General features: G+C 68.7%; 24 protein-coding genes. 6 read left to right on the forward strand and 18 right to left on the reverse strand.

Annotation, left to right across the window (positions count from 1 at the left end):
- Positions 1–206: 206 nt before the first annotated feature.
- From ACFVM3_RS20835 to ACFVM3_RS20890, 12 genes are all read right to left on the reverse strand, one after another.
- Complete coding sequence (locus ACFVM3_RS20835) at positions 207–1,580, reverse strand: alkaline phosphatase family protein (protein WP_378440862.1); 1,374 nt, start codon at positions 1,578–1,580, stop codon at positions 207–209.
- The gene (eboE, locus tag ACFVM3_RS20840) at positions 1,577–2,647 is read right to left on the reverse strand and encodes a metabolite traffic protein EboE (RefSeq protein WP_378440864.1); all 1,071 of its coding nucleotides are present in this window, start codon (positions 2,645–2,647) and stop codon (positions 1,577–1,579) included. Before eboE ends, ACFVM3_RS20835 begins: the two co-directional genes overlap by 4 nt.
- Positions 2,644–3,507 (reverse strand): TatD family hydrolase, encoded by an 864-nt coding sequence (locus ACFVM3_RS20845; protein WP_125680667.1) that lies wholly within the window; start codon positions 3,505–3,507, stop codon positions 2,644–2,646. Before ACFVM3_RS20845 ends, eboE begins: the two co-directional genes overlap by 4 nt.
- 2 nt (positions 3,508–3,509) lie before the next feature.
- Positions 3,510–4,925 (reverse strand): EboA domain-containing protein, encoded by a 1,416-nt coding sequence (locus ACFVM3_RS20850; RefSeq protein WP_378440866.1) that lies wholly within the window; start codon positions 4,923–4,925, stop codon positions 3,510–3,512.
- Positions 4,922–5,770, reverse strand: coding sequence for an SCO3242 family prenyltransferase (locus ACFVM3_RS20855; protein ID WP_378440868.1), 849 nt, complete (start codon positions 5,768–5,770; stop codon positions 4,922–4,924). Before ACFVM3_RS20855 ends, ACFVM3_RS20850 begins: the two co-directional genes overlap by 4 nt.
- Positions 5,767–6,924, reverse strand: coding sequence for an inositol-3-phosphate synthase (locus ACFVM3_RS20860; protein ID WP_378440870.1), 1,158 nt, complete (start codon positions 6,922–6,924; stop codon positions 5,767–5,769). Before ACFVM3_RS20860 ends, ACFVM3_RS20855 begins: the two co-directional genes overlap by 4 nt.
- Positions 6,925–7,034: 110 nt before the next feature.
- Complete coding sequence (locus ACFVM3_RS20865) at positions 7,035–8,204, reverse strand: Gfo/Idh/MocA family protein (protein WP_378440872.1); 1,170 nt, start codon at positions 8,202–8,204, stop codon at positions 7,035–7,037.
- A 38-nt stretch (positions 8,205–8,242) separates the two neighbouring features.
- Positions 8,243–9,295, reverse strand: a complete 1,053-nt coding sequence (locus ACFVM3_RS20870) for a substrate-binding domain-containing protein (protein ID WP_034317963.1) — start codon at positions 9,293–9,295, stop codon at positions 8,243–8,245.
- 189 nt (positions 9,296–9,484) lie between these two features.
- The gene (locus tag ACFVM3_RS20875) at positions 9,485–10,459 is read right to left on the reverse strand and encodes an ABC transporter permease (RefSeq protein WP_378440946.1); all 975 of its coding nucleotides are present in this window, start codon (positions 10,457–10,459) and stop codon (positions 9,485–9,487) included.
- A 35-nt stretch (positions 10,460–10,494) separates the two neighbouring features.
- A complete protein-coding gene (locus ACFVM3_RS20880) occupies positions 10,495–11,997 on the reverse strand; it encodes a sugar ABC transporter ATP-binding protein (RefSeq protein WP_378440875.1) in 1,503 nt (500 codons plus the stop codon).
- Positions 11,994–13,256 (reverse strand): ROK family protein, encoded by a 1,263-nt coding sequence (locus ACFVM3_RS20885; RefSeq protein ID WP_378440877.1) that lies wholly within the window; start codon positions 13,254–13,256, stop codon positions 11,994–11,996. Before ACFVM3_RS20885 ends, ACFVM3_RS20880 begins: the two co-directional genes overlap by 4 nt.
- Before the next feature lie 325 nt (positions 13,257–13,581).
- Entirely contained in the window at positions 13,582–14,784 is a 1,203-nt protein-coding gene (locus ACFVM3_RS20890; RefSeq protein ID WP_378440879.1) for an ROK family protein, read from the reverse strand.
- 266 nt (positions 14,785–15,050) lie between these two features.
- On the opposite strand from ACFVM3_RS20890, the gene ACFVM3_RS20895 reads away from it, so the two are divergent.
- The gene (locus ACFVM3_RS20895) at positions 15,051–15,617 is read left to right on the forward strand and encodes a TetR/AcrR family transcriptional regulator C-terminal domain-containing protein (RefSeq protein WP_378440881.1); all 567 of its coding nucleotides are present in this window, start codon (positions 15,051–15,053) and stop codon (positions 15,615–15,617) included.
- A 25-nt stretch (positions 15,618–15,642) separates the two neighbouring features.
- Here ACFVM3_RS20895 and ACFVM3_RS20900 read toward each other — a convergent pair whose 3' ends face one another.
- Positions 15,643–16,305 (reverse strand): response regulator, encoded by a 663-nt coding sequence (locus ACFVM3_RS20900; protein WP_378440883.1) that lies wholly within the window; start codon positions 16,303–16,305, stop codon positions 15,643–15,645.
- Positions 16,302–17,834: an ATP-binding protein gene (locus ACFVM3_RS20905; RefSeq protein ID WP_378440885.1), complete on the reverse strand. Its 1,533-nt coding sequence runs from the start codon at positions 17,832–17,834 to the stop codon at positions 16,302–16,304. Before ACFVM3_RS20905 ends, ACFVM3_RS20900 begins: the two co-directional genes overlap by 4 nt.
- Before the next feature lie 132 nt (positions 17,835–17,966).
- On the opposite strand from ACFVM3_RS20905, the gene ACFVM3_RS20910 reads away from it, so the two are divergent.
- From ACFVM3_RS20910 to ACFVM3_RS20930, 5 genes are all read left to right on the forward strand, one after another.
- On the forward strand, positions 17,967–18,935 hold the full coding sequence (locus ACFVM3_RS20910; protein WP_378440948.1) for a Bug family tripartite tricarboxylate transporter substrate binding protein: 969 nt from the start codon (positions 17,967–17,969) through the stop codon (positions 18,933–18,935).
- Positions 18,932–19,429 carry a tripartite tricarboxylate transporter TctB family protein gene (locus ACFVM3_RS20915; RefSeq protein ID WP_378440887.1) on the forward strand — a complete coding sequence of 166 codons (498 nt, stop codon included), beginning with the start codon at positions 18,932–18,934 and terminating at the stop codon, positions 19,427–19,429. The genes ACFVM3_RS20910 and ACFVM3_RS20915 overlap by 4 nt, the downstream gene beginning before the upstream one ends.
- A complete protein-coding gene (locus ACFVM3_RS20920; protein ID WP_378440889.1) occupies positions 19,429–20,946 on the forward strand; it encodes a tripartite tricarboxylate transporter permease in 1,518 nt (505 codons plus the stop codon). The genes ACFVM3_RS20915 and ACFVM3_RS20920 overlap by 1 nt, the downstream gene beginning before the upstream one ends.
- A 119-nt stretch (positions 20,947–21,065) precedes the next feature.
- The gene (locus tag ACFVM3_RS20925; protein ID WP_378440891.1) at positions 21,066–21,620 is read left to right on the forward strand and encodes a hypothetical protein; all 555 of its coding nucleotides are present in this window, start codon (positions 21,066–21,068) and stop codon (positions 21,618–21,620) included.
- 131 nt (positions 21,621–21,751) lie between these two features.
- Positions 21,752–23,224: a DUF1996 domain-containing protein gene (locus tag ACFVM3_RS20930; RefSeq protein ID WP_378440893.1), complete on the forward strand. Its 1,473-nt coding sequence runs from the start codon at positions 21,752–21,754 to the stop codon at positions 23,222–23,224.
- A gap of 200 nt (positions 23,225–23,424) precedes the next feature.
- Here ACFVM3_RS20930 and ACFVM3_RS20935 read toward each other — a convergent pair whose 3' ends face one another.
- From ACFVM3_RS20935 to ACFVM3_RS20950, 4 genes are all read right to left on the reverse strand, one after another.
- Positions 23,425–24,114 (reverse strand): hypothetical protein, encoded by a 690-nt coding sequence (locus tag ACFVM3_RS20935; protein WP_340684177.1) that lies wholly within the window; start codon positions 24,112–24,114, stop codon positions 23,425–23,427.
- 121 nt (positions 24,115–24,235) lie between these two features.
- Complete coding sequence (locus ACFVM3_RS20940; RefSeq protein ID WP_378440895.1) at positions 24,236–24,937, reverse strand: Crp/Fnr family transcriptional regulator; 702 nt, start codon at positions 24,935–24,937, stop codon at positions 24,236–24,238.
- A gap of 29 nt (positions 24,938–24,966) precedes the next feature.
- The gene (locus ACFVM3_RS20945; RefSeq protein WP_007034234.1) at positions 24,967–25,332 is read right to left on the reverse strand and encodes a hypothetical protein; all 366 of its coding nucleotides are present in this window, start codon (positions 25,330–25,332) and stop codon (positions 24,967–24,969) included.
- 50 nt (positions 25,333–25,382) lie between these two features.
- Positions 25,383–25,889 (reverse strand): hypothetical protein, encoded by a 507-nt coding sequence (locus tag ACFVM3_RS20950; protein WP_378440897.1) that lies wholly within the window; start codon positions 25,887–25,889, stop codon positions 25,383–25,385.
- Position 25,890: the final 1 nt, after the last annotated feature.

Consider the following 25,890-nt stretch of genomic DNA (forward strand, 5'->3'; position numbering starts at 1 on the left):
CCCCTGGACTGGGCGGCTCGCTGGGGCTGAGCCGATTCGGGATGTTGCGAAAGCCACTTTCGCAACGTTGGAGGTTGCGAAAGTGGCTTTCGCAACGTCGGGACCGGCGGGTGCGGGCGACCATGTCCCGAAAGCCACTTTCGGGACATCAGACGTCGCGAAAGTGGCTTTCGCGACACGCACCGGCCACACCACCCCGCCACCTCCTACTTCAGGCCTTGCAGTGACAACAACAGCGGATGCACGTCCGTCGCACCCACACGACCGGACGGCTCGAAGGCCGGATCCGAACAAAGCAGCACGGGACCGTCCTCTGTGGAATCCGGCAGCCGTCCGTGCGAGCCGCGCACCCAGCGCGGATCGGTCGGGACGACGTCCATCGCGTACCGGAGCCCGGCGAACTTCTTCGCCAGGTTGAGCCCCGCCCGCGCCTTGGCGAACTTGTCCTCCGGGTCGAAGAACAGCTCGGCGGGGTCATAGCCCGGTTTGCGGTGGATCTCGACGCCGCGCGCGAAGTCGGGCTTCCGCTCGTCGTCGAGCCAGTAGTAGTAGGTGAACCACGAGTCCGGCTCGGCGACCGCGACGAGTTCGCCGGCGCGCTCGTGGTCGATGCCGTACCGCGCCTGTGCCTCGCGATCGAGCACCTCGTCGACGCCCGTCAGCTCGCCGACGATCGAGCGCACCCGCTCGACATCGGCGGAGTCGCGGACGTAGACGTGCGCGACCTGGTGGTCGGCGACGGCGAACGCGCGCGACGCCCACGGGTCGAGGTACTCCATCCCCGCCTGGGTGTAGACCTCCAGCAGGCCCTCGCGCCGCAGCGCCCGGTTGATGTCGACCGGCCGGTGCACGTTGGTGATCCCGTACTCGCTGAGCGCGACCACGGTCGCCCCGGCGTTGCGGGCGTCGTCGAGCAGCGGCGCGAGCGCGTTGTCCAACTCACGCGCGGCCTTGCGTGCCTGCGGCGCGTCGGGGCCGAAACGCTGAAGGTCGTAGTCGAGATGCGGAACGTAGGTCAGCAGCAGATCCGGCCGTTTCTCGCGCAGGATCTGCCGCGACGCCCCGATCACCCACTTGCTCGATTTGATCGACGCCGTCGGGCCCCAGTACTGGAAGAGCGGGAATTCCCCCAGCGCGCCGGTCAGCTGGTCGTGCAGCTCGGGCGGCCGCACGTAGGCGTCCGGCGACTTGCGGCCGTCGGCGTGGTAGATCGGCCGCGGGGTCACCGTGACGTCGGTACTCATCCCCATCGCGTACCACCAGCAGACGTTCGCCGACGTGTAGCCGGGGTGCGCCGCCCGCGCGGTCTCCCAGAGCTTTTCGCCACCGACGAGCCGGTTGTGCTGGCGCCACAGGAAGATCTCGCCGAGTTCGCGGAAGTACCAGCCGTTGCCGACGATCCCGTGCTGCGCGGGCATGAGCCCGGTGAGGAACGTCGACTGCGCGCTGCAGGTGACGGCGGGCAGCACCGTGCCCAGTTCGGCCTGCCAGCCGTCCTTCGCGACGGCGGACAGTTTCGGCATGTCCCGCAACGCCTTCGGGGTCAGCCCGACGACGTCGATGACGACCAAGGGTTTCACGCGGACACCCCTTCCTTGACGAGATTCGCCTGTGCCCACTCGAGTTCCGCGGCGATTCCGCCGACGAGGTCGCCCGCGTCCGGGAGCACGCTCCAGGTGTAGGTCTCGACTTCGATATGCGGTTCGCCGGGCAGCCCGGCGGCGACGGTGCGCAGGACGTCCGTGGTGGTGGACAGCGGCGCGGCCGGGGCCTGGTGCAGCGGCATGTGGAAATGCACCCGCCACGGCCCCTCCCCCGGCAGGTCGGTCCAGGCTTCAGGCAGGTCGTCGGCCTTGTGCACGACACCGCCCGACAGCTCGCGAACCTGGTGCAGGTAACGCGGTTCGGCGAACGCGGCCAGCGCTTCACGCGCTTCGGCGGGCTTCTCGACGTGCAGGGCGGCGGAAGCCTGCACCTTGACGATGTCCACATCGGACTCCGCGATCGCCTTGAGGGTCTCCGCCGGGTCGGCGAACGACACCGCGAGATGACAGGTGTCCAGGCACAGCCCGACGTGCTCCGGGTCGACACGACCGGAAAGCCAGCCCAGCGCGTCGGCCACGGTGTCGAGCACACAGCCGGGCTCCGGCTCGACGGCCAGTTTGATCGGCCGGTCACCGATCGCCCGGACGACCTGACCGAACGCCTCGGTGGCGCGGCGATCGTCCTGTTCGGTCCACGGTTCACGCCAAGCCAACGGCAGCGTCGATATGCTGCCGTAAGAAGCATCCTCGGCGAGCAGCTCGGACAGCACGTTCACGCAGTCGATCGTGTACGCGACCCGGCCGGGATTCGTCCACTCAGGACGGTAGACGGCGTGTTTGACGACGTCGTCGTGGAAGCCGCCGTACGGGAACGCGTTCAGCGTGTACACCGACAGCCCGCGAGCGTCGAGTTCGGCACGGAAACGCTTGCGCGCTCCGGCGTCCTCGGCGAGCCCGCGCGCGACCGGCGCGGAGAGCCACAGTCCGACGCCGAGCCGATCGGCGCCCAGCCGCTCGCGCACCGGGAGCGCGTACCGCTCCAGCTGCGCGACGATGCCGTCGACGTCTTCGGCGGGGTGGACGTTCGTACAGTAGGAGATCATTTGCGGGCACCTCGCAGAACCGAGTTGCCCTCGAAAGTCACGGCCTCACCAGTGAAACCGGGCAGCGGGTCGAGCGTCAGCCTGCCGCTCAAGCCGTAGAAGTCGACTGGGTTCTGCCACAGCACCTTGTCGACGTCGGCCTCGGTGAAACCGCCGTCGAGCATCGCCTGTCCGGTCTTGGCGGTCTTCAGCGGATCGGACCGGCCCCAGTCGGCGGCCGAGTTGACGATCATGTTGTCCAGCCCGTACTGGCGCAGGATCTCGACCATCCGGTGCTCGTCCATCTTGGTGTCCGGGTAGATGGAGAAACCCATCCAGGCACCGGAATCCTTGACCAGCTTGACGGTGACCTCGTTGAGGTGGTCGACGACCACGCGCTCCGGCGCGACGCCGGCCTCACGCACGACGTCGAGGGTGCGCTTGGTGCCTTCCAGCTTGTCGCGGTGCGGGGTGTGCACCAGGACCGGGAGATCGTGTTCCAGCGCCATCGCCAGCTGCTGGGAGAAGACCTCGTCCTCTTCCTTGGTCATCGAGTCGTAGCCGACCTCGCCGACCGCGACCACGCCGTCCTTCGCCAGGTACCTCGGGAGCACGTCGAGCACCTCGCGGCAGCGGGGGTCGTTGGCCTCCTTGGGGTTCAGCGCGATCGTGCAGTGGTGCCGGATGCCGAACTGGGCGGCGCGGAACCGTTCCCAGCCGATGAGCGCGTCGAAGTAGTCGGTGTACGAGCCGACGCTGGTGCGCGGCTGCCCCAGCCAGAACGCGGGCTCGACCAGCGCGCGGACACCGGCCGCGTACATGGCTTCGTAGTCGTCGGTGGTCCGGGAGGACATGTGGATGTGGGGATCGAAGATGCGCACGGTCAGTGGCCTTCCTTGAGCAATGAGAGGGCGTCGGCGGGTACGTCACGTCCGGCCGCCCTGCGTTCGTCGGCGAAGTCGGCGAGCATGCGCCTCAGCTCGTCGTCCGCGCGGGAAGTGAGGTCCGCGACGGCGGCCAGCGGCACCCCGACGAAGACGCATTTGAGGACGCCGTGGCGCCACGTGTGGTCGTCCAGGAACCGGGCGAAGGCACCCATGGCGGCGGCGACCAGCCTGATGTCGTTGGCGCGCAAGGCGTCTTCGACCAGCCTGATGCCGGTGTCGGTGACTTCGGCGCCCGGGAACTCCAGCGCGTTGAGCGCCCGCAGGACCCCGCGCCGCTCGGCGTCGTCGCCGTAGCGGTAGAGATCGCGCAGTTCCGTGGCCAGCGCGGCGTCGTCGAGGACGTCGGCCAGCACCGTCACGAGCCGGACCCGCGCCCGGTCGTCGACGGTGCCGTGGATGAGCCCCTGCGGATCGGTGTCCGGACGCAGCGCCTCGCGGCCGACCTCGCGGCCGACGGCCGGGAAGAGCGAGCCGATCACCGACGGCTTCTCCCGGATCCGTCGTTCCGCCTTGGCCGACCAGGTCTGCGGCATCGCGGCGGTCAACGCCTCGAAGGCCCGTCGCGCGGTGTCCGGTGCGGCGTGGCTGTGCCGGGGCAGTTCGACCGCGGCCAGCCCGGTGTAGCCGATCTCCGCCAGCGCGGCGAGCGTCCCCGGCAGATCCAGATGTCCGTCGCCGAACTCGAGGTGTTCGTGGACCCGCGGCAGCATGTCGTCGAGCTGCACGTTCCACAGCAGCGGACCGGCGAGGCGGACGCATTCGGCCGCGTTCACCGGCTCGACGGCGACACAGTGCCCGACGTCGAGCGTGACCCCGAACAGCTCCGGCTCGCCGAGTTCCTTGCGCAGGTCCAGGACCTGGCCGAGATGCTGCACGAGATGCCCTGGCTCGGGTTCCATCGCCAGCCGGACGTTCAGCCGCGCGGCGTGCTCCAGGACCGCCGCGACGCCTTCCCGCAACCGGGACCAGGCGACGTCCTTGTCCACAGTGGACACCCCTGACCAGAACGAGACGCAGTCCGCGCCGAGGTCCCCGGCGATCCGCAAAGCCCTTGCCAGGAAGTCGATCCGGAGCGCGGGGTCGTCCGAAAGCAGTGTCGGCGAGTGCTTGCGCCACGGGTCGAGCAGATAACGCGCGCCGGTTTCGACGACGACCCGGTTCAGGCCGAGCGCCGAAAGCCGGGACGCCACGTGGTCGACCTGCCGCGCCAGATCGTCGGCGAACGGGTCGAGATGGTCGTGATCCAGCGTCAGCGCCACCCCGGTGTACCCGAGGTCGGCGATGATCGCGAGGGCGTCGTCGAGACGGTGGTTGGAGAAGCCGTTGGTGCCGTATCCCAGTGAAAACTTCATGTGGGGCTCACCTTCCGCGACAGCTTGCGGGCGATCGGCAGCGCGGCCGCGACCAGCACGGCCCCCAGTACCGAGCCCTTGGCCGTGACCGCCGCCTGCAGCGGGACCATGCCGTGGATGCCGGACTTCGTCGCCGAGCGCACGGACTTCGCCGACGGGTCACGGACAGCGTCCGCCTGCGCCCGGCCGACCAGTCCCGCGTAGCCCGAACCGGCCGCCATCGAGACCGCGCGATGCCAGCCGCCCCGCGCCGGTCCGGTCAATGCCAACGTTGTCGCCGCACAGCTGGTGGCCAGTGCGGCACGAGCCGTACCCGGTTTCGCGCCGTGCACTTCCCCGGTGGACAACACCGTGACACCGAGCGTGTGGACACCCACCGCGGCCGCGGCGGTGGCTGCCTTCTTCGGGGAGTCACCCGCGCCGAGCAGGACGTCGAGCGTGCGGCAGGCCGCCATCGCCACCGGTCCGGCCGAGGTCGGCTTGAGCACGGTGTCGTAGGCCCACACCGCCGCCGCGAGCGGGACCGCGACCCGCATCGACCGGCGGCCGCCGCCGAGCGCCGCCAGGCCCAGCCCGGCAGCGGTCAGCGCGGCCCCGGTGGTGAGCGCCGCGCCGGCACTCACCCGCCCGGACGGGATCGGCCGCTCGGGACGCTCCACGGCGTCGAGCTTCCGGTCCGCCCAGTCGTTGAGGGCCATTCCGGCCCAGTAGAAGGCAACCGAGGACAACGGCAGCAGCAGCCGTCGCCCGGTCATCCTGAGCCCCGCCGCTGCGGATCCGGCGACCGTGTCGCCGAGCACCGTCAGCGCGGCGGGCGCCCGTACGAGTTCCACGTAAGCCTTCACAGGGTTCCCGCCCAGCTGATCAGGCGGGCGGTCTGCTCGGCGAAGCGGTGTTCGTCGCTGCCCAGCGGATCCTTGAAGAAGAACCCGAGTTCGGTCAGCGCGCCGCTCTGGCCGCCGGCGTGCGCCGCGGTCACCAGCCTCGCGAGGTCGAGGATGAGCGGCGCCGCGAGCGCGGAGTCGTAGCCGGTCCAGGTGAACTGCAGGCTCATGCGCGCGCCGAGAAAACCCTCGAACGACACGTGGTCCCACGCGGTCTTGATCTCGCCGAGGTCGGGCACGTTGTCGATGTGCAGCGGCGCGGTGACGTCCTCGCCGAGCAGCGCCGCGAGCCCGCGGGCCTTGGATTCCAGCTTGCTGTTCGCGGTCACCGGGTCGGCGAGGGTCTCGCCGTCACCGCCGCCCAGCAGGTTGGTGCCCGCCCAGGAGCGGACCTTCAGCGCCCGCGCGCTGAACATCGGCGCGAGGACCGTGCGCAGCAGCGTCTCGCCGGTCTTGCCGTCGCAACCCGCGTACGGCAGGCCTTCCCGCTCCGCCAGCTCCCGCAACGCGGGCAGGGTGATCCCGGCGGACGGCGTGAACTCGACGTACGGGCTCCCCGCCTTCAGCGCCGCGTAAGCCGACAACGAACTCGACGGGAGCACCGCCCGTGCCGGGTCGGCGAGCGCCGCTTCCAACGCGGCGAGGTCGTCGTGTTCGGGCAGGTGGGGACACGGGGCCTCGGTGGAGGACACGTTGACCACGACGACCCGCGCGAGGTCGAGGCGGTCGGCGAAAGCTCGGATGTCCGCCGTCAGCCGGGCGGCCGCGTCGGCCTGGGCACCGGTGTGGGACGCCGGGTGGTAGCCGTCGCGGATCTCGGCGTCCACCTCGGCCAGCCCGGACCGGACCGCGGCGAACACCGCGTGCCCGAACACCCCGGCGTGCGCCAGCTGCTCGGCCCGCTTCTCCAGCGGCGTATGCGCGATGTCGTGCCCGCCGAGGACCAGATCGTCCCAGCCCGGCAACGGAACCCCGGCGAACGCGGGCAGCTCGGTGACGCAGCCGCCACCGCCCGTCACCCCCGCGCGCAGCGCGAGGAGCCCCACCGCGGCCGTGGTGGCCACCGACCCCCTCGCCCCGATCAACCAGATGCCCGTACGCTCGTGAGCAGGCATTTCCTCCACCTTTCCACACCCGAGAACCCCCGACCTCCGATGGTCGGATGTTTCGGATCGAACCAAGTCGCAGTGATAGTCGTCATGCGACTTTCGGCTGGATCTACTCCTCAGTTACTTCCTTTCGTGGTGACACCGGGCACAGCGGTCCATCGCGCCTCGTCGGACGCGCTGCGCTCGACCGCGGCCAAGACCTGCTGAACCCTCAACCCGTCCTCGAAGGACGGTTCGGGATCGGTGCCCTCGCCGATCGCGGTGAGCAGATCGGCGACCTCGTTGGTGAAGGTGTGCTCGTAGCCGAGGAGATGCCCCGGCGGCCACCACACCCCGACGTACGGGTGCTCGGGTTCGGTGACCAGGATCCGGCGGAACCCGGCTTCGGTGGCGGGCTGGCCACCGTCGAAGAAGGACAGTTCGTTCATCGACTCGAAGTCGAACGCGAGGCTCGCCTTCGACCCGTTGATCTCCAGCCGCATCGCGTTCTTGCGGCCCAGCGCGAACCGGGTCGCCTCGAAACTCGCCACCGCGCCGCCGGTGAACCGGCCGAGGAACAGCGCGGTGTCGTCGACCGTGACCTGCCCGGTGCCGCCGTCGCCGTCCGGCCGCTCCTTGACGAAGGTGTTGGTCAGCGCGGAAACCCCGGTGATCGTCTCACCGGTGACGAACTGGGCGGCGTCGACGATATGCGCGCCGAGATCGCCCAGCGCGCCCGAACCCGCCTTGTCCTTGTGCAGCCGCCAGGTCATCGGCGCCCGCGCGTCGGACAGCCAGTCCTGCAAGTACACCGACCGCACATGGCGGATCTCGCCGAGCGCCCCGCTCGCGACCAGCTTCCTGGCGTGCGCGAGCGCGGGCACCCGGCGGTAGTTGAAGGCCACCATCGACCGGACGCCGTTGGCCCGCGCCTTCGCCGCCGCCTCGGCCATCGCTTCGGCCTCGGCGAGGGTGTTGGCCAGCGGCTTCTCGCACAGCACGTGCTTCCCGGCCTCGAGCGCGGCGATCGCGATCTCGGCGTGGCTGTCGCCCGGCGTGCAGATGTCGACCAGGTCGACGTCGTCGCGGGCGATCAGCGCGCGCCAGTCCGTCTCGACGTCCTCCCAGCCGAACCGTTCCGCCGCGGCCTTCGTCCGAACCTCGTCGCGGCCGCCGAGCACGGCGAGTCTCGGGATCAGCGGTGGCGCGAAGAACCGGTGCACACTGCGCCACGCGTGCGAATGCACCGCACCCATGAACGCGTGACCCACCATGCCGATCCCGATCGTTTCCTTTGCCGTGCTCATGCCCCTCCTAGATGCGTGCGTGTGTCGGGTACGCGGGTTTACGAGTCGAAGCCGACGTCCATGTACTTGTCGACGTTCTCCTTGGTGACCACCGCGGAGTACGTGGTGATCTCGGCGGGGATCTCGTGCTCGGCGAAGTCGCCGGCGCCCTTGCCCTGGCCGAGAAGCCGCGCGAGCGAGATCGCCGAAGACGCCATCGACGGGCTGTAGAGCACGGTCGCCTTCAACGGCTCGGCGTCGGACTTGATCAGGTTCATCGCGTTCTTGGAGCCCGCACCGCCGACCATCAGGAAGTCCTTGCGGTTGGCGTTGTTGATCGCCGCGATGACGCCGACGCCCTGGTCGTCGTCGTGGTTCCAGAGAGCGTCCAATTTGGACGCCGACTGCAACAGGTTCGAGGTCTGCTGCTCACCGGACTCCGGCGTGAACTGCGCCGAGACGCGCGGTCCCACCTGGAAGCCCTGACGCGCCAAGGCGTCCTTGAAACCCTTGCTGCGTTCCTGGGTCAGCGGCAGCGAGTCGATACCCGCGACCTCGCCGATCACCGGGCTGGCGATGTTCTTCGCCTTCATCTGCTGGGCGATGTAGTTCCCGGCGTTGACGCCCATGCGGTAGTTGTCGCCACCGATCCAGGTGCGGTACGCGAGCGGGGTGTCGAAGACGCGGTCCAGGTTGATCACCTGGATACCGGCGTCCATCGCCTGCTGGCCGACCGCGGTCAGCGCCTTGCCGTCGAACGGCAGGATCACCAGGACGTTGACCTTGGCGTTGATCAAGGTCTCCACCTGGGAGATCTGCTGGTTGACGTCGTTGGTGCCCTCGGTCGCGTTGAGCGTGACCTCACTGAACTTCTGCGCCTGCGCGCGGGCGTTCTTGGTGATGGCCGCCATCCAGCCGTGGTCCGCGGCCGGCGCCGAGAACCCGATGGTGACCGGGGTGCCGGGCTGCGAGTTCGCCCCGGCGTTGGCCACGTTGGCCGCGTTGTTCTGCGCCGGTGCCTCGTTCGAGGTGCACGCGGTCAGCAGCGCACCCGCTCCGACGGCCGCGCCTCCCAGCAGGAAGCGGCGGCGGTGCAGGGATTGTTCGGTCATGACGACTCTCCATCCACGGTGATGAGTGGTTGCCATCGGATGTCCTTCGGGGGTATTCGGCGGATCCGGGTTTCCGCTGGGCGTGCGGCCGCGAGGTCCTCGTACCGGTGTCGTACTCGGGCCTTGCGGCCGTGCGTCCAGCGGGAAGCCGGGCCGTCGAGACCCCCGGAGGACATCCGATGGTGACCGCTAGGTGTTCGTCTTTGTCTTTTTGACGGAGCGGAACTGCAGTAGCGCGGCCAGGACGATGATCACGCCCTTGGCGATGTTCTGGATGTCGGTGTCCAGGTTGTTGAGCGTGAAGATGTTGGACAGCACGGTGAAGATCAGCACGCCGATCAGGGTGCCGATGAGCGAACCGCGGCCACCGGTGAGCAGCGTGCCGCCGATGACGACCGCCGCGATGGCGTCGAGTTCGTAGAGCATGCCGTTGGTCGAGGCGCCCGCGGTGGTGCGGGCGACGACCATCAGCGCCGCGATACCGCAGCACAGGCCGGCGACGCCGTAGACGAGCGCGGTGTGCCGCTTGACGTTGATACCCGCCAGCCGCGACGCCTCGGCGTTGCCGCCGACGGCGAAGGTGCGGCGGCCGAACGTGGTGCGGTTCAGCAGCACCCAGCCGATCACGAACACCAGCGCGAACATCCAGATCAGCACCGGGATGCCGAGCAGGTCACCGCGGAAGAAGTCGAGGAAACCCGCCTCCGACACCACCTGCGTGCGACGGCCGCTGATGCGTTCCGCGAGCCCGCGGGCCGAGACGTACATCGCCAGTGTCGCGATGAACGGCACGATCTTCCCGTAGGAGACCAAGATCCCGTTGATGAGACCGCAACCGAGGCCGACCAGGAGTCCACAAAGGATCATCACCCACGGGCCGTAGGACTGGGTGGCCAGCGTGGTCAGCCAGACGCTGGAGAGCGCCACGATCGACCCGACCGAGAGGTCGATGCCGCCGGCGATGATCACGAACGTCATCCCGACGCTGACCACCCCGATGGCCGCGGCGAGCCGCAGGATCGTGGAGATGTTGCCGTCGGTGAAGAACTGGTCGGGCCTCGTGACCTGCCCGACGATGCACAGGATCACCAGCACCCCGGCCAGCCCGAGCAGCCGGGTGTCGAGCGAGAACTTTCGCTTTTCCTTGGGTCGTACCGGTTCCACGGCGGGTCCCGTACGCACCGATTCGGCTTGGTCGGTCACGCCGCACTCCCCTCGAGAATCACGTCGAGCACATCCGCCTCTGTCAGCTCCGCAGACGGCTTTTCAGCCAGGACACGTCCTTCACGCAGCACCAGCACCCGGTCGGACAAGCCGAGTACTTCGGGGATCTCGCTGCTGACGAGCACGATCGCGACGCCGGTCGCGGCCAGTTCCTCGATCAGCCGGTACAGCTCCGCCCGCGCGCCGACGTCGACCCCGCGGGTCGGCTCGTCCAGCAGCAGGACCCGGCAGCCGCGGACCAGCCAGCGGGCGAGCACCGCCTTCTGCTGGTTGCCGCCGGACAGCGTGCGGATGACGCGGTGCGGGTCGGCGGGCCGGAGATCGAGGCGCCGCAGGCTTTCCCCGGCGTCGTCGAGTTCCCTGCCCCGCTCGGTGAACCCGAACGTCGCGTACTTGCTCAGGCTCGCCAGGGTCACGTTGTGCACGACGGGCAGGTCGAGCAGCAGCCCCTGGCTCTTGCGTTCCTCCGGCGCCAGCCCGATCCCGGCCTTGACCGCCGCGGACACACTGCCCGGCCGGACCGGTTCGCCGTCGACCGACACCGTGCCGGTGTCCTGCTTGCGCGCGCCGAAGATCGTCTCCAGCAGTTCGCTGCGTCCCGAGCCGACGAGGCCCGCGATGCCGACGACCTCGCCGGCGTGCACGGTGAAGTTCACGTTCTCGAACTCGCCGACGGTGGTCAGGTTCTCCACCTTGAGGACCTCGCGGTCCGGGTCCACGTGCTCCTGGTGGCGCGGGCCGAACACGGTTTCGACCTTGCGGCCCGCCATCAGCGCGACGAGGTCGGAGGTCGGCGTCTCCTTGGCGTCGAGGCCGGTGGAGACGGTCTTGCCGTCTTTGAGGACCGTGACGCGGTGGCCGATCCGGCGCAGTTCTTCGAGCCGGTGGGAGATGTAGATGATCGCGACACCCTCGGCGGTCAGCTCGCCGACGATGCGGAACAGGTTGTCGACCTCTTCGCCCGCCAGCGCCGCGGTGGGCTCGTCCATCACCAGCAGCTTCGCGTCGTACGCGAGCGCCCGCGCCATCGAGACCAGCTGCTGGCCGGCCGCGGAGAGCTTGCCGACCTCGGTCGACGGCGCGATCTCGGGGTGACCGAGGCGCGCCATCAGTTTCGCGGCCTTGTTCCGGGACTCGCTGATCCGCGTGAACCCGAACGACGCGCGCTCGCGGCCGAGGAAGATGTTGTCCGCCACGGAAAGTCCTGGCACCAGGTCGAGTTCCTGGTACATGGTCGCGATACCGATCTTCAGCGCGGCGACCGGTGAGGGCAGCGTGACCGGCTCGCCCTGCCAGAAGATCTCGCCGCCGTCGGGGCGATGCGCGCCGGCGAGCGTTTTGATCAGCGTGGACTTGCCGGCGCCGTTCTGGCCGAGGAGACAGTGCACCTCACCGGGTTCGACGTCGAAGTCGACCCCGTCGAGCGCACGGACCCCGGGGAAGGTCTTCACGATCCCCCGGACGGATAGCAGCGTCATGCCGGAGCCTCCTCGGTCACGAAGGGAACTAGCGTCGGGTCGGCGAAAAGACGTTCGGTGGCGAGATGCGCGGCGCCACGCAGCGGGGCGGTGGTGCCCAGCGGCGACGGCTCGACGCGACAGGCGGGCTCGTGCCCGAGCGGACGCGCGGACAGTTCGCGGCGCACCGGCTCGACCAGCCATTCGCCCAGTTCGGCGAAGTAGCCACCGAGCACGACGACGTCCGGGTCGAGCACGTCGACCACAGTGGACACCGCGATACCGAGCGCGACCCCGAGTTCCGAGACCGCGGCGACCGCGCGCTGGTCTCCGCGCTGCACGCGGTTCTTGAGCAGCCCGACCCGGCCGTCGACGCCCAGCGCGGGGTCGTGCAGCGGATCGCCGGGCGAAGCCGCGCCGCGCAGGACGGCGTTGAGGCCGGCCTTGGTCTCCAGGCAGCCGACGCGGCCGCACTGACACTGCTCGCCGGACGGGTCGACGGTGATATGCCCGACCTCGCCCGCGAAACCCCTGGCACCACGCAGGATCACGCCGCCGGACACGAGTCCGCCGCCGACGCCCGTGCCGCCGCTGAGGTAGAAGAGTTCCCGCACGCCTTGACCCGCGCCGGCGACCGCCTCGCCGACCGCGCCGAGGTTGGCCTCGTTGTCGACCGCGATGGCCTCGGCGGGCAGGCCGAGCCTGGCGGCGAGCAGGTCGGCGATCTCGGCGTCGCGCCAGCGCAAGGTCGGCGCGAACCGCAGCACGGCGGCGGCCGAATCGACCAGGCCGGGTACCGAGACGGTGACCCCGACCGGCTGGTCGTCGAGCAGCACGTTCCGGGCGAGGAAGGCGAGTTCGTCCATGCTCCGGTGCAGTCCGAGCGCGGCGACGTCGGCGGTCTCGGTGCGTTCGGCGACGACGCGGCCGTCGAGGTTCGTGACGACGGCGGCGAAGCGATCGGCCTCGACACTGAGCGCGAGCCCGCACGCACTGGCGCCGTTCAGCTCGACCAGCTGGCTGGGCCTGCCGTTGCCACCGCCCTGGAGTCCGGCGGAGCGGACGAGACCGCGTTCGGAAAGCTCGGTGATCAACCCGGAGACGGCCGGCTTGGTGAGTCCGCAGCGCGCCGCGAGCTGGGTACGGGAGAGCGGCCCCCCGCGCAACGCCCGCAGGAGCGCGGCGAGGTTCGACGTCCGTTTTTCCGCCGAGAACCCCTCGGCGCCGGTCGCCGTGCGTGGGCTGACCGGGTCGAGCTGCCCGGATTCAGTCGCGGCCACACTGCCCTCACTTACGAATCGGCCGTAACAAACTTTGTTACTTAGCCAGCGAAAGTAGGGTGGTCCGTGTCACTCGTCAAGGTGACAACAGGACAGAAATGGGTGCCGTCACCCGAATAGCCGTCCAGAACCGCGCAGACTTTCGTACTTTTAGAGCGAAAGTCTGTACGATCTTGACGTTACTAATCGGAATCAGGTGAGTGCCCAACGTGCCGCCGGGTGTACCCAAGGACGGGCTGAAGGACGCTTTCCCCGCATGCGATGCGACGAAAGCGCCCTTCGCCGCGTGACATGCGGTGAAGGACGCTTTCAGCCCACTGCCCGATCAGCTGCTCAACGTGAAGGCCCGATCGGTGGCGGACCAGGCGGCCCCGATGACGCCCGCGGTGTCCCCCAGCTCGGACAGCACGATCGGCAGGTTCCCGGTCGCGAGCGGCAGCGACCGCCGGTAGACCGAGCTGCGGATCTCGGCGAGCAGCTGATGCCCGAGCTGCGCCACGCCGCCGCCGATCACGACCATGCCAGGGTTCACGAAACTCACCAGCGAGGCGACCACCTGCCCGAGCCGCCGCCCGCCGTCGCGGATCAGGTTGACCGCGCCGAAATCGCCCGACGCCGCCGCGCGGCCGACGTCCTGCGCGGTGATCACGCCGCGGTCCGCCACGACGTCGGCGAGGTACGCCGACCGGCCACTGCGCGCCAGGGTCAACCCGTCGCGGGCCAGCGCGGCGCCGCCGAAGTACGCCTCGAGACAGCCCGTCTCACCACAGGCGCAGGTCGGCCCGTAGTCGTCGAGGCGGATGTGCCCGATGTCGCCCGCGGTGCCGGCGACGCCTCGGTACACCTTGCCGCCGAGCACGATCCCGCAGCCGATGCCGGTACCGATCTTGACGAACACCAGGTCGTCGATTGAACGCGCGACCCCGGCGTGCCGTTCCCCGAGCGCCATCGAGTTCACGTCGTTGTCGACGGTGACCGGGCAGCGCAGCAGTCCGCCGAGATGGTCTCGGACGGAGAACCGGTCCCAGCCGGGCATTATCGGCGGCGCGACCGCCATTCCCTCGGCGAAACTCACCGGCCCCGGGAGGCCGATCCCGGCGGCGATCAGCTTGCCAGGGGCCTCTTCGCGGATCTTCTCCGCCAGCGCGACGACGCGCTTGAGCACGGCGTGCGGACCCTGCCGGACGTCGCAGTCCTCGACGGTGTGCACCAGGACCTCGCACGAAGCGTCGGTGAGGGCGACCCCGACCGAGGTCGCGCCGACGTCGACCGAAAGCACCCTAAGGTCTCCCGCGAGCCGTACCAGCGTGGACCGCCTGCCGCCGCGACTTGCCGAAGGACCCGCGGTCTCGACGAGGCCGACCTCGCCCAGCCGCGCGACCTCGGCCCCCACCCGGGCACGTGGCAGCTCCAGCCGCTCCCCCAGTTCGACACGGGACATCGGTCCCTCATCCCGCAACAGGGTGAGCAGCTGGGTCTGGTGCCGGGTTTCGACCATCGGATGCTCCGAGGTGGGTGCCGTGCTCATTCACCTGAGCCTACGGCGTTGTCCACCCACTGTCCCGAATGCCACTCGGAACCTTCGGCGCGCATCGGGCGGGAACAAACCCACCGGCACGGTCAGTCCATTGTGGACGATTCGGTACGGACGACCGGCCATGTCGCACCGCCGGAATAGACGCTCTTCGGAACTCCCGATCATCCTACCTGCCTACCTTATCGCTGTTCAGATCTTATCGGCGATAAGATACGGTCGAGTTGTCAAGTCCGATACGGACCGGCGAAGGTGTGCGCATGGTCGTGAGACGGGATGGCTACGTTCGAGCAGCGCTCGAACTCCTCGACGAGGTCGGACTGGACGGTTTGAGCCTGCGCAAGCTCGGGGAGAAGCTCGGCGTGCGGGGTCCCGCGCTCTACACGCACTTCAAGAGCAAGCAGGCGTTGCTCGATCAGATGGCCGAGACCATGCTGGACGACCGGCTCGCCCCGCTGGACGAGCCCTCGGCGATGGACGATTGGGCCGAGTGGCTGGCTCGGCGCGCCCGCACCATCCGCCGCACGCTGCTGTCCTACCGGGACGGCGCCCGGCTGCACGCGGGCTCCCGCCCGACCGGCCGGTCGGCGATGACACCGCTGATCAAACCGTTGCTGCGAGCCGGTTTCACCGAAGAGGACGCGACGCACGCGATCCTCGCCATCAGCCGGTACACACTCGGCTGCGCGATCGACGAACAACAGCACGCCGAAGGTGACCACGACGAGGATCCGGCCGCTTCCTTCGAATACGGCCTCGCGCGCCTGATCGCCGGGCTCCGCGCGCACGTCGGTATCGCGAATCCGCCGGACCAGGATGTCGCTTAGCCGCATTTAGAGGACTAAATGCGAGTCAGGACCACACGTACCGTCGTTCGGGCCGTCCGGTACCGCCGTACTTGAGGGTCACCTCGGCCTTCCCTGTCGCCACGAAATGCTCCAGGTACCGGCGCGCGCTCACTCGCGCGACGCCGGTCGCTTCGGCGCATTCGCTCGCGGACATCCCGCCGGGCGCGCCCCGCAGCGCGGTCTCCACCAGCCGCGCGGTCTGGACGGTGAGTCCCTTGGGCAGTACGGGTTTCGCGCTCGGCCGCGCGCCGAAGACCTGGTCGACGTCGGCCTGCCCGGCCTCGGCCAGCCGGTCCAGCCGCTGGTGCAGCGACGCGAAATGGGTGAGCTGATCGCGCAGGGACGCGTACTCGAACGGTTTGATCAGATAGTGCAGGACCCCGCCCCGCATCGCCTGCCGCACGGTTTCCACGTCGGTCGCGGCGGTGATGAGGATGACGTCGACGTCCTCGGTCGCCCGAAGTTCCCGCAGCACCGAAAGCCCGTCGAGATCGGGAAGATAGACGTCGAGCAGCACCAGATCCGGTTTCAGTTCCCGCGCCAGGCGAAGCGCGTCGGCGCCGGTGTGCGCGACCCCGACCACGGCGAACCCCTCCGTGCGCGTGACGTATCCACTGTGGACTTTCGCGACCATGAAATCGTCGTCGACGACGAGCACCTTGATCATCGCGGCAACCTCGCCGTGAACACCGCGCCGCCGGAATTGTGCACCTCGACCGAACCGCCCCGCCGCACGCACGCCTGCCGGATCAGCGCGAGCCCGAGCCCGCGCTGGCCGTGCGCCGCGGCCTTCGTGGTGAAGCCGTGTTCGAACACTTCTTCCGCGATTTCCGGGGCGACTCCCGGCCCGGAGTCACGGACCACCACGCGCACTTCGTCCTCCTCCTGCCAAACCCCGACCTCGATCCAGCCCTGTTCTCCGCCCAGCGCGTCCAGCGCGTTGTCGACGAGATTTCCCAGCACTGTCACCAAATCCGTGGAAAGGGCATCCTCGACGCGGTCCAGTTCGCTGTCCGGGGCCATGCGCAGCCCGACCCCGCGTTCCGCGGCGAGCGACGCCTTCGCGATCAGCAGCGCCGCCACCGCCGGGTCGCCGACCCGTGAGCCGACCTCCGCGCGCCACTCCCCCTGCGCCGAGCTGATCCGGCTGACGTAGCCGCGAACCTCTTCGTATTCCCCGAGTTCCAGCAACCCGGAGATGGTGTGCAGCCGGTTGCTGAACTCGTGCGCCTGCGCCCGCAACGTGTCGGTCGCGTGCCTGCTCGCGTCGAGTTCGTCCCGCAGGGTCATCAGATCGGTGCGGTCCCGCAGGGTGACCACGGCTCCCCGCACGTCGATCGGCATCCGGTTCAGCGTCAGCACCTTCCCTTGCCGCAACACGATCTGGTCGGCGCCGGTCGCGCGGCCGGTGAGCAGGTCGCGGATCCGCTCGTTGAGGTCGAGGTCCTCGACCGACCGGCCGACGGCGTCCTCCGGGAGCGCCAGCAGTTCGCGGGCCTGGTCGTTCGCCAGGGTGATCCGGTGCTGCGGATCCAGGCCGACGACGCCCTCCTTGATGCCGTGCAGGAGCGCCTCCCGGTTCTCGACCAGCGCGGTGATCTCGTGCGGCTCCAGGCCGAGCGTCTGGTTCTTCACGCGCCGTGCGAGCAGCAGCGAACCGCTCACCCCGATCACCAGCGCGACCCCCAGCACTCGCAACGCGTTGTCCGGCGAGTCGAGCACACCGGCGAAGAACCCTGGCGACTTCGAACCCGCCGCCACCATGCGGATCACCTTGCCGCCCTTTTCGTCGAGCACCGGGACGTGCGCCACGATCGAACCGTCGAGTTCGCCGACCCAGGACCGTCCAGAGAGGACAGAGCTGTCGCCGATGTCGAGCAGCGTCCGCACCTGACCCGGATCAGGTGACGCGAGCACGTATCGGTCCGCTCCCGCGATCACGACGAAATCGACCCCGGAGAGACTTCGCGCCGTCTCGGCGGGCGCGTTCAGTTCGAAGGGTCCGTTCTCGAGGTCGCCCACGACGCCTTGCGCGGCGACACTCTCCGCTACCGAAAGCGCCCGGCGTCCCTCGGTCGTGCGGAAGTTGTTCCCCGCCTGGACGACGGCCAGCACGCCCACCGCGCACAGTAGGCAGGTCACGACTACCAGTTGCCACACGAGGAGCTGGCGGGCCAAGGAACCCCGAGCACCCATCGCCACCTCCGCGTGACCAAAACGAACACAACAACCATTGGGCCCGTAACCGAGACATCTCTGTTTACACGAGTGCAACATGTCCAACCACGCGGCAGAGAGGCGGGGATCACAGTGAAGCCCAGTAGCTGGTTGGCCATCGCGGCGGCGCTCGTCGCCGTTTTGCTGGTGCCACCGTTGCTCACCCCGGGCGGCGAGGCCGACGAGGGCTCGCAGATCCGGTCGTTGCGGGTGCTCGTGCCCAACGCGCCCGGCGGCGGTTACGACATCACGGCGCGAACCGCGACCAAGGCGATGGAAGACGCCGACCTGCTCGGCAACGCGGAGGTGTTCAACCTCCCCGGTGCCGGCGGCACGGTCGGTCTCGGCCGCACGGTGGCCGAACGCGGCAACGGCAAGCTCGTCATGTCGATGGGCCTCGGCGTCGTCGGCAGCGTGTTCACGAACAAGTCGCCGTCTTCGCTGCTCGACACCACACCGGTGGCGAAGCTGATCGAAGAGTCGGACATCGTCGTGGTCGGCAAGGACTCGCCGTACCAGAACATCGGTCAGCTGATCGAGGCCTGGAAGAAGGACCCCGGCGCGGTGCAGGTCGGCGGCGGTTCGTCGCCCGGCGGCCCGGACCACCTGGCGCCGATGCTGATGGCGAAGGCCGTCGGCCTCGCGCCCAAGGCGGTCAACTACGTCCAGTTCGACGGCGGCGGTGAACTGCTCGCGTCGGTCCTCGGCGGCAAGGTCGCGTTCGGTGTCTCTGGTGTCGGCGAGTACCGCGACCAGATCGCGGCGGGCACGCTCCGGGTGCTGGCGGTGACCAGCGGGGCCCGGATCCCCGGAATCGACGCGCCGACGCTCGCGGAGTCCGGGGTGGACGTCAAGTTCACCAACTGGCGCGGCATCGTCGCGCCGCCCGGCATCACCGAAGCCGACCGCGCGAAGCTGGTGAGCCTGTTCGAGCGGTTGCAGAAGACGCCGCAATGGCAGGAAGCCTTGCGGCGCAACGGATGGACCGGCGCGTTCGCGCCAGGTGAGCAGTTCGGTTCGTTTCTCAAAGAGGAGAACACTCGAGTGGCAACGGTGCTGAAAGAGCTGGGTCTGGCATGACGACCACGTGGCTGAAGGAGCGCTCCGAACTCGGGGTGAGCGTCGGGCTCGTGGTGCTCGGTGTCCTGGTGCTCACCGACGCGCTGAGCATTCCCACCGACTTCGCCCAGCGCGGCCCGGTGGGCCCGAAGGCGGTGCCGATCCTGGTCGGCTCGCTGCTGCTGCTCGTCGCCGTGCTGCTGGCGCGCGACGTGCTGCGCGGCGGCAAGGGCGAGGCCGAGGGCGGCGAGGACATCGACCTGACCGCGCCCGCCGACCTGCGCACGGTGCTGCTGCTGTGCGGCGCCTTCCTCGCCAACGCGGCGCTGATCGGCCTGGTCGGTTTCCCGATCTCGGGCGCGATCCTGTTCTGGGGCGCGGCGTACGCGCTCGGCAGCCGCAACCTGGTGCGTGACCCGCTGATCGCGGCGGGCATGTCCGTCGTGACCTTCCTGGTCTTCAACAACCTGCTCGGAGTCCCGCTTCCCGGTGGCCCGTTGATGGAGGTGTTCTGATGTTCCAGCAACTCATCGACGGCTTCGGCACCGCGCTGACCCCGACCCATATCGCGATGGCGGCGATCGGGGTACTGCTGGGCACCGCGATCGGTGTGCTGCCGGGGATCGGCCCGGCCATGGCGGTGGCGCTGCTGCTCCCGGTGACCTACGGGCTGGAGCCCACCGGCGCGTTCATCATGTTCGCCGGGATCTACTACGGCGGGATGTTCGGCGGTTCGACGACGTCGATCCTGCTGAACACGCCGGGTGAGAGCGCGGCGGTGGTCGCGGCCATCGACGGCAACCCGATGGCGCGCAAGGGCCGCGGCGCGCAAGCGCTTGCGGCGGCCGCGATCGGGCATTTCATCGGCGGCATCCTCGGCACCATCGCACTGGTCGTGCTGGCCCCGATCATCGCGAAACACGCCGTCGACATCGGCGCGCCGGATCTGTTCGCGATCATGGTGCTGGCGTTCATCGCGGTCACCTCGGTGCTCGGCAGTTCCCGGATCCGCGGCGTGGCGTCGCTGCTGATCGGGCTCACCATCGGGCTGGTCGGCCTGGACGAGATGACCGGGCAGTCGCGGCTGACCTTCGGCTCACTGCATCTCGCCGACGGGATCGACGTCGTGATCGTGGCGGTCGCGCTGTTCGCGGTCGGCGAGTCGCTCTGGGTCGCGGCGCATCTGCGGCGCAACGCGTTCAAACCGATCCCGGTCGGCAGGCCGTGGCTCTCGCGTGCGGATCTGAAGCGGACGTGGAAGCCGTGGCTGCGCGGTCCGGTCATCGGGTTCCCGTTCGGCGCGGTGCCCGCCGGTGGCGCCGAGATTCCGACTTTCCTCTCCTACGTCACGGAAAAGCGGCTCTCGAAGCACAAGGACGAGTTCGGCAAGGGCGCCATCGAAGGGGTCGCGGGCCCGGAAGCGACGGCTTCGGCCTCCGCCGCCGGGACACTGGTCTCGATGCTGACACTCGGCCTGCCGACCACCGCGGTCGCGGCCGTGATGCTGGCGGCGTTCCAGCAGTACGGCATCCAGCCGGGACCGCTGCTGTTCGAACGGGAGTCTTCGCTGGTGTGGGGCCTGATCGCCTCGCTGTTCGTCGGGCTGACGCTGCTGCTGGTGCTGAACCTGCCGCTGGCGCCGCTGTGGGCGAAGCTGCTCCGGATCCCGCGGCCGTACCTCTACGCGGGCATCCTGTTCTTCGCCAGCGTCGGCGCGTACGCGGTCAACGCGGACATCTTCGATCTGCTGGTGATGTTCGTGATCGGCCTGATCGGCTTCGCGATGCGCCGGTACGGGTTGCCGGTGCTGCCGGCGATCATCGGCGTCATCCTCGGCCCGGCCGCCGAACAGCAGATGCGGCGCGCGCTGCAACTGAGCGACGGCAGCCTGACCGGGTTGTTCAACACGCCGTTCGCGATCGTGGTCTACGTGATCATCCTGGTGATCCTGTTCTTCCCGTTGTTCAAGCGTTTCCTGCCTGCCCGTCCCACCGCCCCCGAGGCGGAGCCCAAGGACAAGGTCGACGCCTGACCAGCGGGAATCCGGCCCGGCCTCGACTGCCCCGAGGCCGGGCCTTTCCCTCTCCGGATGGAGGGAACATATCCGCGCGAGTGATCTTTCCGGCGCCTCTCGGCGACACGATCGGTCCCATGAAGATCCTGCACCTGCCCCCGGCCGTCAGCGACACCGAGCGGCCGGTTCCCCGCTGGGCGATGCGCCTGGCCTACGCGCTCCCGTGGCTCCTGCTGCCTTCGTGCCTGTGGCGGCTGCCTTTCATCTTCCATTTCGAAATGGGGCAGATCCACGACCGCGGGATGCCGCCGCTCTGGCTCGGCATCCCGTACATCCTCGCGCTCAGCGTGCTTTCCGAAGTGATCGCGCTCCTGGCCATCGGGCTGGTCCGGGGCTGGGGCGAGGTGGCGCCCCGCTGGATCCCGTTCATCGGTGGCAAACCCGTCCGGCCGCTGGCGGCGGTCGTTCCCGCCGTGGTCGGGGGCCTGATCCTCACCGTGCTCTTCACCTCGATCCCCCTCGGTGACGGGCGTCAGCTCACCGCGTACGGCGTCGTCGAAAGCATCGCTTACGTCAGCGAGGGCTGGGAAACGCTGGCCACCATCTGCGTCACTCCGCTCGCGCTCTGGGGGCCGATCACCATCGTTCTCGGGCTCGCTTATCACCGCCGTCGCAAGGTAACGAAAGCATAACGGCGAGGTCGCGTTTTGAACCGGGTACCCGTCGGGGCCGTTTCAGCCAACGCGGAGTCAGTGACGCCGGTGCTGCCGGCGCCGCATCCCCCGGGCTTCGCGCAACGACACCGAACGAGGTGAACAAGTTCATGCCCCGTAACCAAAGAACCGCCGGCCGCCATCGCATGGCACGCCGCACCAAGGTCGCCACGGGCGCCACCGCCTTCGCCATCGCCGTCGGCGGGATCGTCGTGCTCAACACGACCGGCACCCCCGACGCCGCCAGGGCCGACGGCGCGGACAAATCCTTCTTCATCGACATCACGAAGGTCCCCCGCGGCAACAACGTCAACCTCGACCTCGCGAAACGAGGCGCACGAGGGACGTTCACCGTGGACTGCGGCCGCAACGAGAACGGCCACTTCAACGGCGACAACTTCATCGCGCAGCCCGGTGTCCGCAATGGAGCCGAGCATCTGCACGACTACGTCGGGAACCTGTCGACCAACGCGGATTCGAACAACAAGAGCCTGCTGCGCGCGGGCACCACGTGCAAGAACGGGGACAAGTCGGCCTATTTCTGGCCGGTCATCCGGATCAACACCGAAGAAGAGGAAGAGAACGAGGCGGCGAACGAGGAGCAGCTCGCCGCCGACCGCGCGAACGCGGCCAAGGACGAGGCGGCCGCCCAGGTCGACTGCCCCGACGTCGCCAGTGAACTGGAAGAGGTGCCCGACCAGGCCATGCCCGCGGTCGACGAGAACCTCGACAAACTCGACCAGGAGTCCGAGAACGCGAACAACCAGCTGGCGCAAGGAAAACAAGCTGGCCAGGTGCTCGACGAGCTGAAGAACAAGCGGAAGCCGTCGATCCAAAAGATCGCCGACACCATGCGGCAGGCCGGGAAACAGGTCGCGAAGAACGAAGAGCAGCTCGCCGGCTGTACGGTGAAGCAAAATGGCAAGGGCGGCCTCGACAACGGCGGCGACAACAGCAACGTCAACGCCGCCGGTGACGCCGAAAAGAAGAAGTCCGACGGCAAGTCCGCCGACCTGCCCGGCGTCAACGACAACAACGAGATCGGCGACAACGAGGGCGAAATCCAGCGCGCCGAAAAGGTCGATCTGACCTTCACCAGCGGCGGGGCCCGCCGGGTCGTCGCGATGCCGAAATTCCTGCGTGTGCTCTACGGCGACGCCAAGCAGAGCACCAACGGCCCGGCCAACGCGCGCCCCAGCTGGACCTGTACCGGTTTCGAAGACCGGCTCACCGAGCTGTACCCGATCTGCCCGCGGGGCAGCAAGGTCACGCGGATCCACTCGTTCCCGAACTGCTGGGACGGGAAGAACACCGACAGCGCGAACCACCGCACGCATATCGTGTTCTCCGACCGCAACGGGAAATGCCCGCGCGGCTTCAAGAACGTGCCGCAGCTGCGGATCACGCTGGTGTACGACATCCCGCCGGAGATCCAGGCCGCCGGGCAGTACGCGGTCGACGCGTTCGCGCAGGAGAAGCACGACCCGCGCTCCGACCACGACGACTTCGCGAACGTCATGTCGCAGCGGCTGATGAACCAGCTGGTGAAGTGCGTCAACAGCGGCAAGAGGTGTAAGCAGTAACCCAAACTCGTGAGTGGTAAGGACGGTTCTAACCGTCCTTACCACTCACGAGGTCTCTGCGAGGGGGCGCGGCGGGGATGACCCGCGCCCCCACCCCCCGCGCCGGGGGTCCGGTTCCCGGCCCGGCGTAGGGGTACCGGGCCGGGAACCGGCGAGCGATACGGTTTTCCCTCCCTGGAAACCGGACCGCCCGGTCTGGGTCAGGCCGTCGTGGACAACCGGCTCACCCGGTCGAACACGAGCGGCACCGCGACAGCGGGGTTCAGTTCGGCGAGGACCGCTTCCGCGTCCAAGCCCGGCAGGTGGATCCACGCGCTGTCCGCGAAATCCGGTGTCGTGACGCTGATCCTGGCGCAGCGGGCAGGCGGGACCAGCGCGACCCCGAACGGCTCGACCACGTTGCGCCACACGGATTGCGAGACGATCATCCCGGCGCCGAACTTGTCGCCCGTCGGATCCGAACGGCACCAGTAGCCCACGGCGTCGTTGAAGGTGGAGGCGCACAGCAACCGGGTCAGCGTGATGTAGGTGCGGTGGTAGCGATGGTTGTCCGCCATCGGTCCCATGTGGACCGCCACGCGCGCCCGCATCGGGACCCTGGCGTAGCGGTTGCGGGTCCGGAGGAGATGGTCCAGGTGGAACACGACCTCGCAGAGCTGGCCGACGGCGTGGTCCGGATACGCGACCATCAGCCCGTCCCCGGTCTCCCGGAAGTGACGCGCTTCCCCCGGCGCGAGCCCGACCGCGGTGAACGAGCGGGAAACCAGCGTCTCCATCTCGGTCTTCATCGGGTCCAGCAGGTCGTCACTGGCCTTCGACGAACCGACGATGTCGACGGACAGGACGGCGTGGGTGTGCGCGTTGTAATGGCCTGAGGTCAGCACCTGCATCTCTGCGACCCCTCCCCTGATCGGTGAAAACTGGCGGCAGGAAGCAGTGTTCCCACTCCTCACCGGAAGTTCTGTTCGGAACCGAACAAAACATGACCTCGCGCAGGTCAACGCCAGTGAGCTAAGTCACACCTTTTTCCGTGACCACCCGCAATGCCTCGCGGTCGATGACGGTGATCGCACGGCGCGAACTGGCCACCACCCCCGCCTTCCGGAGTTTGTCCAGTGCCTGCGCGACCATGGTCCGGCCCATCGGGATGAACTGCGCGAGTTCGTCCTGGCTCAACGGGATCCCGATCCGCCAGCCGTCGGGTGTCCGGATGCCACAGACGTCGACGAGGTAGTCCAATCTGGTCGCGACCCTGGCCACCGCCTGCGGTTTCCAGGACTGCGTCCGCTGCCGCTGCGCGAGCACGAACCGGCGGGCGACGCTGACGAGCACCTCACGCATCGCCGACGGATGCTCCAGCAGGAACCGGTTGAACTCGCTCGCCGCGATCCGCCGGACGTGCACTTCCTCGATGGCGACCACGTCGGCCATCCGGATACCGCCCGCGATCACCGCGATCTCGCCGTGCAGATCGCCGGGGACCCCGACGTCGAGGATCACCGTCGCGCCCATCCGGTCGGCGCTGGTCACCTTCACGTAGCCATGCCGCAGCAGCATGACGAAGTCGCCGGGTTCGCCCGCCCGCATGAGCGCCTGCCGTCCCTCGTAGGTCTGCGGGGTGCCCATCTCCAGCAACCGGGCGCGGACGGGTTCGTCCAGTCGCTCCAGGAACGGACGTTCTCTTTCTTCGGCGGCCTCCTGGCCCAAACCCACGAAACACCCTCCCAGGCAGTCGTGAACACCTATCGCGGAGAGTAACCGAATCGGCCACCCGATCCGGCGGCGGAACCGTCGTGGGTGGTGAAGATGCCCAGCCGGACCAGCTCCGATCTGATCCACTCGGCCAACCGGTGCAACGGTCCGTCTTCGGCCTCGACGAAATAGCTGTCCACGATCTGGTGTCGTCTGTCGGCGTGTTTCGCCGCATAGAGCAGCGCTGACCGTACCTCCGACACCTTCAGCGGAGCGACCTTGATTCCCGGAGCGGGCCGCACGGTGCTCTTGGCGGCCATCACCGCCAGCACGGCCTCCTCCAGGCTGAACCGGTGCTCCACCGGTACGACCACATGTTCCACGCCCTCGACAACCCGGCGCCCGATCAACGGCATGCCCTCAGATCAGCATGGCGCACGGCCGTAGTCTGTTCGGCACCGAACACTCACCGTGGTTCGACCGCCGCGAGGGCGTCTTCGAGTATCTCTTGGAACACGTTCATCCGCTGGGGGAGCATCAGCTGGTCCGGGTTCCCGTCCCGCACCGATCGCTCCAGCTTCAAGGTGAGCTGCCGGACGGTCATACCCAGTTGGAGGACTCCCGGAGACTTGTCGCCCTTCCGCTGTTCGAGCGTCGCCACCGCCCGCCGGAAGGCTCCGGCGAGGTCCGTCTCGCCCGGCCGCAGCGTTTCGATGGCCGTCAGTGCCCGCCCGAGCAGGCTGTAATGGTCGGCGGGCGGTTCCGGCGCACTCTTCTCCCGCTCCGGCCTCGGCCGCCTTCCGTTCAGCACGAAGAACGCGGTCTCGGCGGGAATCAGCACGGCCAGCACGGCGACGCCACCGAATAGCCAGGCCTGCGGATGCGGATAGGTCACCGCACGGCCGATCAACCCCGCGATCAGGCTGAGCACCACCGCGACGACGTGGAACGGGCGGTTGTCGTGATCGGCCATG

Source organism: Amycolatopsis sp. NPDC057786, assembly GCF_042797905.1.
Classification (GTDB): domain Bacteria; phylum Actinomycetota; class Actinomycetes; order Mycobacteriales; family Pseudonocardiaceae; genus Amycolatopsis.